This is a genomic window from Mesorhizobium sp. M0408 (assembly GCF_040321495.1).
GTDB lineage: Bacteria > Pseudomonadota > Alphaproteobacteria > Rhizobiales > Rhizobiaceae > Mesorhizobium.
On sequence record NZ_JAMYRO010000031.1, the window covers coordinates 1 to 16,815 of the forward strand.

General features: G+C 62.1%; 12 protein-coding genes. 6 read left to right on the top strand and 6 right to left on the bottom strand.

The window, feature by feature from the left end; genetic code table 11:
- The first annotated feature begins 147 nt into the window (after positions 1-147).
- Genes NKI67_RS27465 through NKI67_RS27485 form a run of 5 tightly spaced genes read left to right on the top strand, consistent with a single transcriptional unit; the run spans position 148 to position 4,631 of the window.
- Positions 148-1,224: a Gfo/Idh/MocA family protein gene (locus tag NKI67_RS27465; protein WP_352457863.1), complete on the top strand. Its 1,077-nt coding sequence runs from the start codon at positions 148-150 to the stop codon at positions 1,222-1,224.
- Positions 1,224-2,042 carry a sugar phosphate isomerase/epimerase family protein gene (locus NKI67_RS27470; protein ID WP_352457864.1) on the top strand — a complete coding sequence of 273 codons (819 nt, stop codon included), beginning with the start codon at positions 1,224-1,226 and terminating at the stop codon, positions 2,040-2,042. Before NKI67_RS27465 ends, NKI67_RS27470 begins: the two co-directional genes overlap by 1 nt.
- A complete protein-coding gene (locus NKI67_RS27475; RefSeq protein WP_023680303.1) occupies positions 2,042-2,875 on the top strand; it encodes an alpha/beta fold hydrolase in 834 nt (277 codons plus the stop codon). Before NKI67_RS27470 ends, NKI67_RS27475 begins: the two co-directional genes overlap by 1 nt.
- Positions 2,872-3,594: a ribulose-phosphate 3-epimerase gene (locus NKI67_RS27480; RefSeq protein WP_352524746.1), complete on the top strand. Its 723-nt coding sequence runs from the start codon at positions 2,872-2,874 to the stop codon at positions 3,592-3,594. The genes NKI67_RS27475 and NKI67_RS27480 overlap by 4 nt, the downstream gene beginning before the upstream one ends.
- Complete coding sequence (locus NKI67_RS27485) at positions 3,594-4,631, top strand: ROK family protein (RefSeq protein WP_352457866.1); 1,038 nt, start codon at positions 3,594-3,596, stop codon at positions 4,629-4,631. The genes NKI67_RS27480 and NKI67_RS27485 overlap by 1 nt, the downstream gene beginning before the upstream one ends.
- A gap of 435 nt (positions 4,632-5,066) precedes the next feature.
- Here the strand turns inward: NKI67_RS27485 and NKI67_RS27490 are convergent, their stop codons facing one another.
- From NKI67_RS27490 to NKI67_RS27515, 6 genes are all read right to left on the bottom strand, one after another.
- Entirely contained in the window at positions 5,067-5,840 is a 774-nt protein-coding gene (locus NKI67_RS27490) for an SDR family NAD(P)-dependent oxidoreductase (RefSeq protein WP_023679412.1), read from the bottom strand.
- A 39-nt stretch (positions 5,841-5,879) separates the two neighbouring features.
- Positions 5,880-6,608, bottom strand: coding sequence for an SDR family oxidoreductase (locus tag NKI67_RS27495; protein ID WP_023679413.1), 729 nt, complete (start codon positions 6,606-6,608; stop codon positions 5,880-5,882).
- On the bottom strand, positions 6,605-7,918 hold the full coding sequence (locus NKI67_RS27500; RefSeq protein ID WP_352647872.1) for a D-tagatose-bisphosphate aldolase, class II, non-catalytic subunit: 1,314 nt from the start codon (positions 7,916-7,918) through the stop codon (positions 6,605-6,607). The genes NKI67_RS27495 and NKI67_RS27500 overlap by 4 nt, the downstream gene beginning before the upstream one ends.
- On the bottom strand, positions 7,915-8,916 hold the full coding sequence (locus NKI67_RS27505; RefSeq protein WP_352637646.1) for a tagatose kinase: 1,002 nt from the start codon (positions 8,914-8,916) through the stop codon (positions 7,915-7,917). The genes NKI67_RS27500 and NKI67_RS27505 overlap by 4 nt, the downstream gene beginning before the upstream one ends.
- A gap of 258 nt (positions 8,917-9,174) precedes the next feature.
- On the bottom strand, positions 9,175-10,407 hold the full coding sequence (locus NKI67_RS27510) for an ROK family transcriptional regulator (protein WP_352637647.1): 1,233 nt from the start codon (positions 10,405-10,407) through the stop codon (positions 9,175-9,177).
- Between the two features lie 251 nt (positions 10,408-10,658).
- Positions 10,659-11,543: a sugar phosphate isomerase/epimerase family protein gene (locus tag NKI67_RS27515; RefSeq protein ID WP_023679418.1), complete on the bottom strand. Its 885-nt coding sequence runs from the start codon at positions 11,541-11,543 to the stop codon at positions 10,659-10,661.
- Positions 11,544-12,399: 856 nt separating this feature from the next.
- Here NKI67_RS27515 and metH point away from each other — a divergent pair.
- Complete coding sequence (metH, locus tag NKI67_RS27520) at positions 12,400-16,209, top strand: methionine synthase (protein ID WP_036239289.1); 3,810 nt, start codon at positions 12,400-12,402, stop codon at positions 16,207-16,209.
- Positions 16,210-16,815 lie beyond the last annotated feature (606 nt).

The following is a 16,815-nucleotide window of genomic DNA, read 5'->3' on the forward strand; positions in this document are numbered from 1 at the left end:
TGCTCCACCCCCCCGGCGCCCCCCACCGTCAAATGGGGGGGTGGGGGCGTTACCTGAAACCCCCCCCGGGGCCCCCGTAGCGGGGGCCCGCGGTCAAGACCAACCGCCAGACGATGCGCGGCTACGGCGCCTGAGGAAGAGACCATGATCATCCGCAAGCAAGACCGTCGCCTTCGTGTCGGTGTGCTCGGCTGCGGGCCAATCGCGCAATTTGCCCATCTGGAATCCTGCGTGAAAGCCCGGAATGCCGACCTCTACGCGATCTGCGATGCCGCTCCCGACCTGCTGGCGCGCATGGGCGCGACCTATGAGCCCGAAAAAATGTATGGCGACTACGATGAGATGCTCGCCGACCCTGAACTGGAAGCGGTGATCGTTGCGACCTCGGACGCCTATCACGTTGCGATGTCGATCAAGGCGCTCGAGGCCGGCAAGCACGTGCTGTGCGAGAAGCCGATCGGCGTCTCGGTCGAGGAAGGTGAGACGCTCGCCGATGCGGTTAAGCGCTCCGGCAAGGTGCTGCAGGTCGGACATATGAAGCGCTTCGACCCGGCACTGGAAGCGGCGCGCGATTTCGTCCGCGACGAGATGGGGGAAATCCTGGCGCTGAAGGCCTGGTATTGCGATTCCACGCATCGCTACACCAACACCGATGCGGTGCAGCCGCTGCCCGTCACCAGCAAGCTGGCAAAGAAGCCGGCCGGCAATCCGAAGGCCGACCTCAGGCAGTATTTCATGCTCGCGCACGGCTCCCACCTTGTCGATACCGCACGCTTCCTGTGCGGCGAGATTGTCGCGGTGCGCGCCCGCCTCAATGAGCGTTTCGGCGCCTATTGCTGGTTCGTCGAAACTGAATTCGCCAATGGCGCGCTCGGCCATCTCGACCTCACCGTCGCCGTCCGCATGGACTGGCACGAAGGCTTTCAACTCTATGGCGAGAACGGCTCCGTGATCGCAAAGACCTTCAATCCCTGGTATTTCCGAGCGAGCGAGGTCGACATCTTTCACGAGAAGGATGCGACGGCGCGAAAGCCGCTTGGCGCCGACGGCCATTTCTTCAGGCGGCAACTCGAAGGCCTCGCCAACACGGTCCTCGACGGCGCGCCGCTGCGCGGCGCCGATGTCGAGGACGGCCTCGCCTCGATCCGCGCCATGGTGGCGATCGCCCGCTCGGTGGAGAGCGGGCTGCGCGTCGAGATCGCTGCCGTCACGGGAGCGGTCTGATGCAGGTCGGGGTGTTCGCCAGGACCTTCCCGGGCAGCGAGCCGGCCGGCGTGCTGGCGGCGGTGCGCGACGCGGGATTTGCCGTCACCCAGTTCAATCTTGCCTGCGCCGGCCTGCCGTCGATGCCGGATGCGGTACCTGACGGTGCCATCAGCGCCATCGCGGCAGCATCCGGTGCCTCCGGCGTCGCCCTGGTGGCGCTGTCGGGCACCTACAATATGGCCCATTCGGACAAAGCGGTGCGCGACGACGGCATGCGCCGGCTTGGCGTGGTCATCAAGGCCGCGGCGTCCCTTGCTGTTCCGCTCGTCACCCTGTGCACGGGAACGCGCAACGCGGACGATCAATGGGCGTATCACCCCGACAACGCCGACCGTGAGGCATGGGACGACATGGCAGGCGAGATCGAAAAGGCGCTTCAACTCGCCGAGCGTCATGGCGTCGATCTCGGCATCGAGCCCGAACAGGCCAACATCGTAACCTCGGCGCAGGATGCGATGCGCCTCATCGCCGAGATGGGCTCGAAGCGGTTGCGCGTCGTGCTCGATCCGGCCAACCTGTTCGAACAGGCGAGCCCCGAGGAAGCAAGCGCCATCGTGGCCGCCGCCGTCGAACGCACTGCCGGCCACGTCGCCATGGCGCATGCCAAGGACCGCTTCGCCGACGGGCGCTTTGCCACCGCCGGCAGGGGCGTCGTCGATTTCCCGGATTTCGTCGCCAGGCTGAAGTCATCAGGCTTTGACGGGCCGCTGGTCACGCATGGCCTCTCGGCCGAAGAGGCACCAGGGGTTGCTCGCTTCCTGATGGGGCTGACCTGATGGCGCGCCTGGCCGCTCTGCTTCGCGACGACGCCACGCTTCGGATTTCTGATAATGGCAACGGGCTTGCCGTCGTCTTCCAGCATGGGCTGGGCGGCGGCGAGGCGCAAATCGCCCAGGCTTTCCCGGCCGGTGCCGACTTGCGGCGCATCACGCTGGAATGCCGCGGGCACGGCGCCTCCGGACTGGGCAGCCGCCGTCCGTTTTCCCTGAGCATGTTCGCGGACGATGTTGTTGCCGCCGCCGATCAAGCCGGTCTCGACCGTTTCGTCGCCGGCGGCGTTTCCATGGGCGCCGCCATTGCCTTGCGCCTTGCCTGTCGCCACCCGGACCGCATCGCGGGTCTGCTGCTTGTACGCCCGGCCTGGATTTTCGACAGCGCGCCGGTGAACCTGCGGCCGATCGCCGAGGTCGCCGGCCTCATCCTCGACCACGGCCCCGACAAGGCCAGGACGATCTTCGCGCAATCGGAAACCGCCGAGCGCCTGCAGCGCCACGCGCCCGACAATCTCGCCTCATTATTCGGCTATTTCGACCGGCCGGACGCCGCGCCATTCGCGCAGGTCCTCGCCGACATCGCCGCCGACGGACCGGGCGTTTCTGAAAGCAACGCCGCTGCCCTTGGCGTCCCCACGCTGGTCATCGGCAACGCCATGGATGCGGTGCATCCGCTGCCGGCTGCGCGCACGCTTGCCACGGCGATCCCCGGCGCAACCTTTGCGGAAATCTCTCCCAAGGCGCTCGACAGCGTCAGGCATTTCGCCGAGCTGCAGGCTGAGATCACGACCTTCCTTCGCGCTCACTTCAACATCCGGAGCCTTGTCCCGTTATGACGACCAAATCCCTGTCCGGCCCCGCTGCCATCGCCGCCCTTCCGCGCAACCGGCTGCTCGGCGAGTTTTCGCTGTGGTCGGCCGACCTCGCCAATATGGAGCGCGACCTGAAGCGCATAGATCCGTTTGTCGACCTCCACCACATCGACGTCGCGGACGCCCGCTTCACCCCCGGCTTCCTGTTCTTTCCGGACCTGGTGGCGCGGATTGCCATGCTGACGGCAAAGCCGATCCATGTGCATTTGATGGTTGAAGCGGAGATCGTCGAGGAGCAGACGCGCCAATTCATCGAGGCCGGCGCCGATCTTGTCAGCGTCCATGCGGAAAACGGCGAGGCCGGCCTACGCGCCGTGCGGCTGGCGCGTGAGCTCGGCGTCGAGGCCGGGGTGGTGCTGAGACTGGAAACGCCGGTGGCCGCGGTCAAACCTTTCCTGTCGCAAGTGGCTTTCGTGACGCTTCTCGGCACATCCATCGGCGTCAAGGGCCAGAGCCTGTCCGACCAGGCCGGCCCGCGCCTGATCGAGGCACGGGCGCTGATGCGAAAAGCAGGTCGAGAGAACGAAATCATCTTGGCTGCCGATGGCGGCATCCGCCACGAAACGGTGCCCCGCCTGCGCGCCGCCGGCGCCGAAACCGTGGTGCTCGGATCGCTGGCATTCGGCGACCCCGACCTTGCGCAGCGCATGGCCTGGCTGCATGGGCTGGAGATTGCCGCCTGATGACAAAGGTTGCGCTTGCCTTCGATCTCGGCGGAACGGAGCTGCGCGGCGCGCTGGTCGAGAGCGGCGGCCACGTGATCGCCCATGTTTCGGCCCCGACGATGGCGATCGCGGGATCGGAAGCGGTGATCGGCCAGATCATCGCGCTGGCCGGGGACCTTCTGACACAGCACCCACAGGCCAAGGTTGCCGGCATCGGCGTCGGCGCACCGGGGCCGCTCGACCCCAAGGCCGGGATCGTGATCGCACCGCCGACACTGGCTGGCTGGCACGATGTGCCCTTGATCGACATTCTCGGCAAGTATTTCGGTCTGCCGGTGCGGCTGGAGAACGACGCCAATGCCGCAGCACTCGGCGAATGGCGCTTCGGCGCCGGGCGTGGCACCGGGTCGATGGTGTTCGTCACCGTGTCGACTGGCATTGGCGGTGGCGTCGTTGCCGAGGGTCACGTCTATCATGGCCGGCGCGGGCTGGCGGCCGAGATCGGCCACATGACCATCACCGGCGAAGGAGACCGCTGCTTCTGCGGCGCCGTCGGCTGCTTCGAGGCGGTCGCCTCCGGAACCGCGCTCGGGCGGCGCGCCACGGCGCTGACGGCGCCGGGCGACGGCTCGCTGCTGCGGCGCCTTTCGGCCGACGGCGACATCTCGGCCAGGCACGTGGTCGATGCCGCGCGTGCAGGCGACGGGCGCGCGCGCACACTCATCGAGGCGGAGGCGAATTGGCTGGGCATCGGCTTCACCAATCTGCTTCATCTCTATTCGCCGGACCTGATCGTAATGGGTGGCGGTCTCGCCAACGGTTTCGACCTCTTGGCTCCAAGCATCAGGGCGGTCGTCGAGCAGCGGGCGATGCCCGCCTACCGGGACGTACCCATCGTGCCGGCGCAACTCGGCAATCAGGCCGGACTGATCGGCGCCGCCAGCCTGATCCTGTGGGAAGGCGAACCAGGCGCGCCGCTGGCGATGGCGCAAGATGACGAAAACAACAACGACACGACCAAACGTGCCGGTGCCCGGGAGGCAAGCCATGGCTGAGCTCAAGCTGAGCGGCGTGCGCAAATCCTACAGATCCGTCGAGGTCATTAGTCCACGACCAGGCGACTCTGCTCGACTACACCGCTGGAGGTGCGCGCCATCGCAATGGGCGCATACAAGCCTTCTGGTAGTCGCGGCGAGACTGCGAACTGCCCAGCGGCGGCATGACCGTTCGAAGCAGGGCTCGGCCAGCGTCGCCCGTGCGGAGGCGTCATTAATTTTGCTGACAGATTGCCGATCTACATTGGTCGGCGGTGCCTGGCGGGCGGCTCGACTGTTGGTTGGGGACAAGGATTTCGACGTGGTTCGCGCTGGCTGCGATCGGCGCCGAGGTTACCTAAGGCGATGTGCCGGCGGCCGAAGCCGCATCCACCTTCTCGAGCTCGAGCTTCGGTGAGAGAAGTGACCGGGAGGAAACTCTTGGCTGCTACGGTCCTACCAGCACGTAAATCCCCCATCGACGGGTACGACGGCTCCGGTCATCAAACTGGCCGCGTCGGAAGCGAGGAACAGGACAGCGCTGGCGACTTCGTGCGCCTGGCCCATGCGGCCCATTGGCGTGTCTCGCAACCACGCTTCTATACGCGGCGCGTTTTCCGGAATCGCCAGGACCATCGGCGTTTCGATGTAGGTTGGCGCCACCGCGTTAACCCGCACGCCATGAGGCGCCCATTCGGCGGCGATCGAGCGGGTCATGTGATGCACGGCCGCCTTGGAGACATTGTAAGGTGTTTGCGGCTGCGGCCGGTTGCAGATCGTGCCCGACATGGAACCCAGATTGACGATTGAGCCGCGGCCGGCCGCGATCATGTGGCGGCCGAAAGCGCGCGAGCACCAGAAGACGCCGTTGATGTTGACGTTCATCATCCACAGCCAGAGTTCATCACTGATATCTTCCGACGAAATGCCGCTGCTGCCGACGCCGGCATTGTTGACGAGAATCGAAGCCGGCGTGCCACGAGTGGCGAGCGTGTCAGCAATCTCGCTCATCCTTGTTGACGAAGTGACGTCACCGAGCATCAGCTCGGCCGAGTAGCCTTTCGCAGTCAGTGCATCCCTGCCAGCACTGCCGATCTGCTCGTCGGGCTCTATGATGACCACATGCGCTCCGGACTCGCCCAACGCTTCGGCACATGCGAGGCCAATACCTCTGCCTCCGCCGGTCACCACGGCGACCTCGTTGTCCACCCTGAAGCGCGCTTGGTACATGGCCTACCTCCCCGAATTTCGATGCCGAGACGCTACGTCTCAAATGTCGAAGTTGGTCGGCAGAATGACGATATCGCGAATTGTCACCGTTCTCGGCCGGGTCAGCATGAACAGCAGGACTTCGGCAATTTCCTTCGGCTCAAACAGATTTCCGGCCGCCATCGCCCGGTCGAGGTTCTCCTTCGGCCAGTCGGCGACGAGGGGCGTCAGGACCGGTCCGGGGGCGATCGCGCCGACACGGATGCCGTGCTTCGCCACCTGTCGCCTCAGCGCATGGACGAACGCTTGAACTGCGTGCTTGGAAGCGGTGTAGATCGGCTCCCATGGTATTGCGGTATGGCCGGCAACGGAACTGGTGACGACAATGTCTCCCGTGCCCCGCTCGATCATGTGCGGCAGGACCGCATGGACCGTTCGGAATACGGCATTGACGTTCAGCTTCAGCATCCCGTCAAAGGCGTCCGGATCACCATCAATGAAATCGCCGCCGATATAGGCGCCGGCATTGGCATGGAAGGCGTCGAGGTGACCGACCTTGTCCAGAATGCCGGGCATCATGCCTGCCACGCTTTCCGGATTGGTGAGATCCACCCTCAAAGGAATCGCGTTCTCGCCGAGATCAGCAGCCAGGCTGCGCAGTTTCTCATCCGCATAGTCGATCAGGACCACCCGCGCGCCAGCATCGAGACAACCACGGACACAAGCAAGGCCGATACCCGATGCCGCGCCCGTGATTGCAATGACCTTTCCAGAGAGTTGTTCGCTCATCTTCGTCCTCCAGCCGTCGGGTTGCTTTCGGTGTTGAGTGCCTCGCCCGTGCAGGCGAAGCGGTACTCGTCCAGGCTGCGCTGGATCGAGGCGATCAGTAACGAGGTAGGCTCGAGCGGTTTGCCTGCAAACGCCTCGAATGCGGGCAGATGCTGGCGAAACAGCGTGAGCGGCACCGTCTTGCCGTGCAGGGCCGCGGTCAGGCTCGCGACCGCTGCTTCCGCCTCCGGCTGGTTCCAGTAATACCGGATGCGGTCCGAGAACGAGTAGTGGCGCTGGATGCGCTGTTCGGCTTCCGAGCTGTGATAGTGGCCCTGCCAATTGCCGGGTTTGGCCAGCATCAATCGCTCCATGGCCTGATAGAGTGGACGGGCTCCGTATTCAGGCAAAAGATCGGTCGCGATAAGGTCCAGCGCGTAGAGCGCCTCACGCAGGACGAAGGTCAATTCCGGCCCCACTTTCAGGATCGGGAAGCCGTCCTCGACCAATTGGCGCAAATATGTTCGTCCCTGGTAGTCGGTTGAATGCGCCTCGTAGACCAGGCCAGGCTCCTGCTCGAGCAGCCGCGTCAGCCCGCGTGCCCTGGCGGAATCGTAAAGGACCACATTCTCATTGCCGAACTCCACACCGGGCTGGACCACCAGTGCGATGACGCGTGAGAACGCATCGGCCAAGCCTTGCTTCAGGAACAGGTCGCGATGAACATCGATCGTGTGCGTCGCCGCCGCTACGCTGGTCGGCTCAATGTCGCTGATTGCATGGTTGGCGCCGCCGGGCGTCGGCACCTCGGTGCCGATGATGTAGACCGGGGCCTCATCTCCTGCGGCGCGCGCCGCGCGCTCTGCCGCCAAGGCCAGCCGCGCTGCACGCTCCGCCGTTCTGGCGTCGTCGAGCGCGGCAGGCTCGCCGGCGCATCCCATCGAAGCATCGAGGTGGATCTTTCGAAAGCCGGCGGACACGTACGCCGTGACCATCTCTTCTGCCTTCGCCATCGCTGCGCCGGCATGTTCCCCGCGCCACGGATTTGGCCCAACGTGATCCCCACCGAAGATGATCCTTTCCATCGGAAGCTTTTCTTCTGCCGATATGTGCTGGACGAGACGAACAAAATCGCTGGGCAGCATTCCGGTGTAGCCACCGAACTGGTTGACCTGGTTGCAGGTTGCTTCGATCACAAGCATGTCGGAGAAGCGTGCAGCATTGCGCGCTGCTGCCCGAATGACCAATGGATGCGCTGAGCAGACAGACGTGACGCCTATCGGCGAACCATTGCGCCGCGCCGCCGCCAGGCTTTTGAGGAGACCGGTCATCGAGCGTTTCTCGGGGTCACGGCGATGAATTCGTCAAGCTGCCGACGCGAGGCGGCACCTTCCATCGGACCTTGAATAGTAACGTTGCGGGCTCCCGCGGCATTGGCATACTCTAGGGCTTTGAACACAGGCATGCCGAGACGGCGGCAAGCGACGTAAGCGCCGCCGAAACAGTCGCCAGCGCCCGTCGGATCAATTTCCGCAACCCTGAACGCCGAGCAATCAATTCGCGAGCCGTCAGCACCGAAGAATGTTGATCCGTGTTCGCCGCGTTTAAGCGCAATCTCTGTCACACTGCGCCCAAAGAGCGCGATGACCGCGGCAGATTCACCATCAACTCCAGCTGCCATGAACAATTCGTCGCCGGAGGGCAGGATAAGGTCGGCGACATCGACGAGCTTGGCGAAGCGCTCCTGCGTCTGCCCGAGCCCGAGCAATTCCTTGCGCAAGTTCGGGTCAAGTGAAACGGAGCCGCCGCGCCGCTTGATGACGCCGATGGCATGATCCATCGTCTCCCAGATACCCGGGATGGCAAAAGCGCTACCCATGACGTGGAGGTGTCCAGCCCGCTCGAAGAGCGCCTTCGCTTCAACCGTCAGGCTCACCAGGGCCGCCGCCGATTTTCCGATGTTGAAGACAAAGTCGCGCGAGCCGTCATTGCGATAGCGAACAAACGCGCTTCCGGTCGGATAATCCTGGCTGACCGAGATGGCCGATACGTCCACGCCGTCAGACCGGAGCCGCTCGATGTTGATGCGGCCGAAATCGTCATCGCCGACCGAGGCGACAATTGCCGCCGACCCGCCGATCTTGGCGCATTGATCGATGAAAATCGCCGGCGCGCCGCTGGGAAAGGGGCCGATAAGCTCTATCGGCTCGAGAAAGCCGTCGCCGCGACTTTTAGCCATGATCTCCACCAGGATCTCGCCGATGACCACCGTCGGCCCTAGTGCGTCGGGTGCGAGCTTGGTCTGACTTAAAATCGCATCTGCGGGCATCATACAACTCGGCTAGCGCACATCTTTTGACTGGAGCACGCGCCTGGAGGTTGCGGCCGCTCGCTCCACAGCGAACGACAACCCGAGACGGCCACGATGGGAATGCGGGATGCTCCTCCAGAGGCTACATTAATTATGTTTGTCGCTTTATGCAACATATTAATCAATCGAGACGGACACGCCACAATGGCGTTCTAAATCGCGATCAGACGGGTAGCCCGAGCAGCAGCATCGGTTCGGCAGTGCCGAACCTGGACATTAGTCTTCGTCTTCCTCTGCCCCTTCGAGTTCCGCCGTACCGTCGGCGAAACGCTGGCTTTGCAGAGACAAGTATCGCTGATGTAACATGCAGGCCGCACCGAAGGCGGAACCGACAGTTCCTTCATCATTCATTGTGATCGATGGGAACGGGAAACTGGATTCCTGTATGGCATGGATGTGTGCAGCGACCCTGGCAGCCATCAAGGGATAGAGTGCGGCGACCGAACCGCCTAGCACGATCTTGTCGGCGTCGATGATTCGGCAAGTCTGCACCAGGCCTATTGCCAAAGCCCTTGCCCAGTCCTCGGCTGTTGAGACGGCGCTGGGCAACCGGTTTTGGACATCGGAAAGGAAGTTGCCGAATGTCGGATCACTGAGGGCGGAGGTCTTGCGATAATCGGCCATAATGTTTTCAAGGCCGATTAGTTGTTCGAGATTGCGGCGCGGGCCTGGCGCGTCGCTGATAATCAAGTGCCCAATCTCCCCCGCCAGCCCGTTGGCGCCGCGAAAAAGGCTGCCGTCAACGATAATGCCGCCGCCGACACCGCTCTCCATAACGAGAAAAAGCGTGACGCCGGAATGCACCTCGCTGCGCCCGTAAGTCGCGCCGATCGCGAATGCGTTGGCATCGTTCTCGGCAAGGACCGGAACACGAATCGGCAGGGCGTCTCTCACCAGCTTTGCAAGGTGAACATTTCGCCAGCCGAGAAGCGGCGCAAAGTGGACGAAGCCATTCTTATCCATTTGCGCCGGGGTTGATACGCCAACGCCTTCACATCGCTCCAGTTTTGACACAGGAATAGATTGGAGAGCCAGCCTCACGGCGCGGTCGACCGCGGCCTCTACGTTGATCGACGGACCATCAAACGGTTCCACATTCGTCGAAACGATATTGGTTCCAAGATCGATCTCTACCGTACTGATATGCTCGACACCGATCTCGACCCCAAGGAAGAAAATAGCATCCGGCACAAGCTCCAGCATGATGCCGGGACGGCCGGCTCGGGCACAGCCCGCTTGTTCAGGCAGATCCTCAATTGCTTCGCGCACCAGACCGTCAGCCGTCAGGCTCGCGATGATATGCCCCGACGAAGAGCGGTTAAGCCGTAACTTGCGCGCGAGTTCGGCTCGAGTGAGACGTCCAAATTGATGAAGGGCTCTTAGAGCCGCCACTTCATTGTTTTGTCGAATCCTGCGATTTGAACTGGCGGTCAGCGCCGGGTCATTCACTTAGGTCTCTCCAGGTTACCTGCGGTCCGCAAGCCGAACGCAACCACAACGCGCTCACTTGGTACACGCCGCGCAGGCGTGCAGCAACTGGCGCGATCTTATTGAACGCGCATCCCCCGAAGCTTCTGTCTCACGGATCCGAGGCTGCCGATGAACAGCGAAAAAACCGCAGCACTACAGCGCTGAAGACCGCGGAGCAGGGCGCCTTAGGCAGAGGGTCCGCACTGCCGCATAATCAGATTATCCTCGACTTATGGACGGGCATTCGTCGTTCGCCGACGAACCGCCTCTTGCATTTTCAGGTCGATGAAGGCCTTGGCGTGCTTTGCCAACGGCATGTTCTCGGTCCAGGTATCGCGCCATATGGCGCATGCGAGGGACAGACCCTCATCGACCACGGCGCTGGAGAACGATTCAAAGGTGATGTCGCGGTTATAGCCGATGTCTAGCAGCGCGTCGAAGATGCGATCGAAATCGATCACTCCATCGCCGAGGTAGCCGCGATTGCTTTCGCCGATGTGAAAATAGCCGATCTTGTCGCCGGCCAGACGAATGGCCGCCGCTGGATTGGCCTCTTCGATGTTCATATGAAACGTGTCGAGATGGAGCGTGACGTGATCGGAGCCGGTCGCCTTGATGAAGTCGAGGCCCTGAGCCGCCGTGTTCAAGAGATTCGTCTCGAACCGGTTGACGACCTCCAGGACCAGATCGACGCCGGCCTTCTTTGCTGCGTCAGCCGTCTTGGCAATGGCTGCAATGCTGTTCTTGCGGCCGCGATCACTCGGCATTGTCGAGTATTTCGTATGCGCGGAATAGAGAATGCCCCCGAGCTTGGTGCCGCCGATGTCCCGCACCGCCGCGACTGCATTCGCGAGTAATTCCTCACCTGCCTTCACGACAGCGCCGTCCTCGCTCGACACATCGGCGCCCAAGGGCAGGCCCATGGTGAGGGCGATTTCGAGATCTAACGACTGAGCCTTCTTGGCGAGGCGATGGATGTCGAACTTTTCGGGTTGAAGATACGCAAACTCGATCAGCCGGTAACCGCACGCAGCCGAATTCTCCATCGCTTCTTCAAGCATGGCCTGAGTGCCACCGCCGGTCCATACGAACGAATGAATGCCCAATCTGCGCATCGGCTGTTTCCTCCTGGGTACTGGCGACTCTATAAATGTTGACAATGACAACAAAAATGCCCCCATCGTGACAAATGTCAAGGTCCTCGACGGCGCAACCAATGCTTGTGCGCGCGGCAACTCCTAACCGGATTGAGCATCATTCACGCAAATATGCAGAGGATAATACGCGGAATCCCGGGGCCGTTGCCTCGGCGGGTTTTTTGGCTTGACAGAATTCCCGTACCGTTTAATTTGTGGCCAAGAACAACATATAACGCTGCCAACCAGCGAAACGTGGAGGAGGAAATTAACTTGCCCTGATCCAATTTCTCCGCTCTTCGCGACAGATGGGCTGATAGCGCTCTTCTGTGCTCGTTCGCATGAATATGGCCAACTCGGTCCGTGAGTTGAGACCAAGCCGGCAATTCGAAACAGCAGAAAATGTTGCCTCCCAAGGCCGGCACCTGAGGGGAGTTTTCTGCTCGGGTGCGGGCACGAAAAGCGATGAATCTTCATAGGGCCAGTGCCCGTGCGTTGGCGTCTTAAATTTGGATCAAGCCGGGAGGCGCCACCGGGCCGATTGGAGGAAATCGCGGAGGCGGGGCCCCCACAATGCCTTTGATGGCCAGGAGGTTTCCGGTCTGGCGAGAAGGAACATTGCCATGACTGCGAAATGACGGACTGACATTCAAGATTCTTTGGAGGAGTGAAAGATGAGACATGAACTCGGAATAGGCCTTGCCGCATTGGCAGTGGGGCTAACGACCAGCGTGATGCCTGCCATGACGTATCAAAGGTTACAATGAGCACATCATATTTTGACATAAAGATATGTTTATGTCACGGTGTATGATCTTGGAAGCCGAGGCTCACCGTGGTGCATTCTGAATCCTCCTTGGATTCCCTTTTCGGACCCGTTGTCGCCAAGGCGGATGGATCGGAGATTCGTTCTGCCTTGGAATCGGCCGCGCGCGAACGAATCCTCATCCTCGACGGCGCGATGGGCACGCAGATCCAGGGGCATGGCTTCAACGAGGAACAGTTCCGCGGCGACAAGTTCGTCGGCTGCGCCTGCCATCAACAGGGCAACAACGACCTGCTGATCCTGACGCAGCCGAAAGCGATCGAGGAAATCCACTACCAGTACGCGATTGCCGGCGCCGACATCATCGAGACCAACACCTTCTCCTCCACGTCGATCGCCCAGGCCGATTACGGCATGGAGGATGCGGTCTATGACCTGAACCGGGACGGTGCCCGTCTGGTGCGGCGGGCGTGCATTCGCGCCCAACAGGAAGACGGCAAGCGACGCTTCGTCGCCGGCGCGCTGGGACCGACCAACCGCACCGCCTCGATGTCGCCGGACGTCAACAACCCCGGCTATCGCGCCGTCAACTTCGACGATCTGCGCATCGCCTATGGCGAGCAGTTGCGCGGCCTGATCGACGGCGGCGCCGACATCATCCTGATCGAGACGATCTTCGACACGCTGAACGCCAAGGCGGCGATCTTCGCCTGCAACGAGATCTTCCTCGAAAAGGGCGTGCATCTTCCGGTCATGATCTCAGGCACGATCACTGACCTGTCGGGCCGCACGCTGTCGGGCCAGACACCGACGGCCTTCTGGCATTCGATCCGCCACGCCAGTCCGTTCACGGTCGGCCTCAACTGCGCGCTCGGCGCCAACGCCATGCGCGCACATGTCGCCGAGATTTCCGGCGTCGCCAACACCTTCACCTGTGCCTATCCCAATGCCGGCCTGCCCAACGAGTTCGGCCGCTACGACGAGAGCCCGGAATTCATGGCGGCGCAGATCGAGGGTTTTGCGCGCGAGGGACTGGTCAATGTCGTCGGCGGCTGCTGCGGCTCGACGCCGGATCACATCCGCGCCATCGCAGCGGCAGTGAGGAAATATCCGCCGCGCGCCATTCCGGAGATCGAGCGCAAAATGCGCCTGTCAGGTCTGGAACCCTTCACGCTCACCAAGGAAATTCCGTTCGTCAATGTCGGCGAGCGCACCAACGTCACCGGCTCGGCGAAATTCAGGAAACTGATCACCGCCGGCGACTACCCTGCCGCCCTCGACATCGCGCGCGATCAGGTCTCCAACGGTGCCCAGATCATCGACATCAACATGGACGAGGGCCTGATCGATTCGAAGAAGGCGATGGTCGAGTATTTCAACCTGATCGCCGCCGAGCCGGATATCGCCCGCGTGCCGGTGATGATCGACAGTTCGAAATGGGAGATCATCGAGGCTGGCTTGAAATGCGTGCAGGGCAAGCCGCTGGTCAATTCCATCTCGATGAAGGAAGGCGAGGAAGCTTTTCTCCACCATGCGAAACTCGTCCGCGCGTATGGCGCGGCGGTCGTCGTCATGGCGTTCGACGAGGAAGGCCAGGCGGACACGCAGGCGCGAAAAGTCGCCATCTGCACCCGCGCTTACAAGCTCCTGACCGAGCAGGCCGGCTTCCCGCCGGAAGACATCGTTTTCGACCCGAACATCTTCGCCATCGCCACCGGCATCGACGAGCACAACAATTACGGGGTCGACTTCATCGAGGCGACGCGGGAAATCATCCAGACCCTACCTCACGTCCACATTTCGGGTGGCGTCTCGAACCTGTCCTTCTCGTTTCGCGGCAACGAACCGGTGCGCGAGGCCATGCATGCCGTGTTCCTCTACCACGCCATCCAGGCCGGCATGGACATGGGCATCGTCAATGCCGGCCAACTTGCAGTCTACGAATCGATCGATCCGGAACTGCGCGAAGCCTGCGAGGACGTCGTCAACAACCGCCAGCCGGCGGGCGGCGGCAGCGCCACCGAGCGGATGCTGGAACTTGCCGAGCGCTTCAAGGGAACCGCCGGCAAGGAGGCCAAGGAACGCGATCTCGCCTGGCGGGAGTGGACTGTCGACAAGCGCATTTCGCATGCGCTGGTCAATGGCATCACCGAGTTCATCGACGCCGATACCGACGAGGCGCGGCTTGCCGCCGAGCGGCCGCTCCATGTCATCGAGGGCCCGCTGATGGCCGGCATGAACGTCGTCGGCGACCTGTTCGGTGCCGGAAAGATGTTCCTCCCGCAAGTGGTCAAGTCCGCGCGCGTGATGAAACAGGCGGTCGCCGGGCTGCTGCCGCACATGGAAGCCGAGAAGCTGGCCAACGCCGCCAACGGCATCGACACCGGCGAACGCCAGACCGCCGGAAAAATCCTGATGGCGACGGTCAAGGGCGACGTCCATGACATCGGCAAGAACATCGTCGGCGTCGTGCTCGCCTGCAACAACTACGAGATCATCGATCTAGGCGTCATGGTGCCAGCGACTAAGATTCTGCGGACGGCGCGCGAGCAAAACGTCGACATCATCGGCCTCTCCGGCCTGATCACGCCGTCGCTCGACGAGATGGCGCATGTCGCCTCCGAAATGGAGCGCGAAGGTTTCGACATTCCGTTGCTGATTGGCGGGGCGACGACCAGCCGCGTTCACACGGCGGTCAAGATCCACCCGCGCTATGAGCGCGGCCAGACGGTCTACGTCACAGATGCCAGCCGCGCCGTTGGCGTCGTCTCGTCATTGCTGTCCCACCAGGCAAAGGGCGACTATGTCGATATGGTACGCGCCGAGTACCGCAAGGTGGCGGACGCGCATGCGCGTAGTGAAGCCGACAAGCTGCGCCTTCCGCTCGCCAGGGCAAGGGCAAACGCCCACAAGATCGACTGGTCGGGCTATGTCCCGCAAAACCCCTCCTTCCTTGGGCTGAAGGTTTTCGAGACCTGGGACCTCGCCGAACTCGCCCGCTACATCGACTGGACGCCGTTCTTCCAGACCTGGGAGATGAGGGGGCGCTATCCGAAGATTCTCGAAGACGAGGCACAGGGGCCGGCGGCGCGCCAGCTGTTCGAGGATGCACAAGCGGTGCTGAAGCAGATCATCGCGGAACAATGGTTCGCACCGAAGGGCGTGATCGGCTTCTGGCCGGCCAATGCCGTCGGCGACGACATCAGGCTTTTCACCGACGACACGCGTTCGCAAGAGCTGGCGACCTTCTTCACGCTGCGCCAGCAACTGACCAAGCGCGACGGCAAGGCCAACGTCGCCCTGTCGGATTTCGTCGCGCCGCTCGAAAGTGGCAAGGCGGATTATCTCGGCGGCTTCATCGTGACCGCCGGCATCGAGGAAGTGGCGATCGCCGAGCGCTTCGAGCGGGCCAATGACGATTATTCCTCGATAATGGTGAAGGCGCTCGCCGACCGCTTCGCCGAAGCCTTCGCCGAGCGGCTGCACGAGCGTGTCCGAAAAGAGTTGTGGGGCTATGCGCCGGACGAGAACCTGGCCCCGGAGGATCTGATCGGCGAACCCTATTGCGGCATCAGGCCGGCGCCCGGCTATCCGGCGCAGCCCGACCATACCGAGAAGGCGACGCTGTTCAGGCTGCTCGACGGCGAACGCAACGCAGGGGTCACCTTGACCGAAAGCTATGCCATGTGGCCCGGCTCGTCGGTCTCCGGCATCTATCTCGCCCATCCGGAAAGCTATTATTTCGGGGTGGCCAAGATCGAGCGCGATCAGGTGGAGGACTATGCACGGCGCAAAGACATGTCAATTTCGGAGGTCGAGCAGTGGCTCGGGCCCATCCTGAATTACATCCCAGTGCAGGTCGCTGAGGCCGCTGAATAGATTGTCGGCGTACCAGCTTCAAAGTGGAATTCGTCCTGTATTCAAGCCTTGCCGGGCGCGCCAATGAAATCAATGTTTTTGGCGCATCCTCCGGGCCCACCATTGTCGTTATTTATCAATGACTTAGCATCATATTTTGGTTTGGTTGGCCAAGTCAATATTGGCGAACCACGGTGTATCGCGTTGATTTTATTGATTTATGGTAGGCTCCCGAGGACTGCCGATCGATTTGCTGCGCGAGCGTGGCGCATTCGTGCAGTCTTCCAGTCAACGGACGAACTTATGCAAATCCCTGCTCACACATCTGAACTTGGCTCGCACTTTCCGACCGTTGAGACTCACAACAACTGCGACCCTTCGGAGCCCGCTGTCGGCTTATTTTACCCCATTCCCTACACGCGCCATAGATAGGTCCATCCCAAAGCTGGCTCGATTGGCGGGCCGCGCCTCACGCCAGACGATCTATTAGGCTGCGCACGGCCTTCAGACCCACAAGGACGACAAAGGCGCTGCCGCAAGCTCGTCGCCGAAGGGCACGAGATCGGAAATTCAAGCGTGCATGCCGCCCACTGGCAACAAATGATGTGGTCGGACGTTTGGGCACAA

Excerpts from the sequence above, each read along its gene's own strand:
- NKI67_RS27480 (WP_352524746.1), top strand. The coding sequence starts at position 2,872 with ATGACGACCAAATCCCTGTCCGGCCCCGCTGCCATCGCCGCCCTTCCG.
- NKI67_RS27500 (WP_352647872.1), bottom strand. The coding sequence starts at position 7,918 with ATGACCGGTCTCCTCAAAAGCCTGGCGGCGGCGCGGCGCAATGGTTCG.
- NKI67_RS27505 (WP_352637646.1), bottom strand. The coding sequence starts at position 8,916 with ATGCCCGCAGATGCGATTTTAAGTCAGACCAAGCTCGCACCCGACGCA.
- NKI67_RS27475 (WP_023680303.1), top strand. The coding sequence starts at position 2,042 with ATGGCGCGCCTGGCCGCTCTGCTTCGCGACGACGCCACGCTTCGGATT.
- NKI67_RS27490 (WP_023679412.1), bottom strand. The coding sequence starts at position 5,840 with ATGTACCAAGCGCGCTTCAGGGTGGACAACGAGGTCGCCGTGGTGACC.
- NKI67_RS27495 (WP_023679413.1), bottom strand. The coding sequence starts at position 6,608 with ATGAGCGAACAACTCTCTGGAAAGGTCATTGCAATCACGGGCGCGGCA.
- NKI67_RS27485 (WP_352457866.1), top strand. The coding sequence starts at position 3,594 with ATGACAAAGGTTGCGCTTGCCTTCGATCTCGGCGGAACGGAGCTGCGC.
- NKI67_RS27515 (WP_023679418.1), bottom strand. The coding sequence starts at position 11,543 with ATGCGCAGATTGGGCATTCATTCGTTCGTATGGACCGGCGGTGGCACT.
- NKI67_RS27470 (WP_352457864.1), top strand. The coding sequence starts at position 1,224 with ATGCAGGTCGGGGTGTTCGCCAGGACCTTCCCGGGCAGCGAGCCGGCC.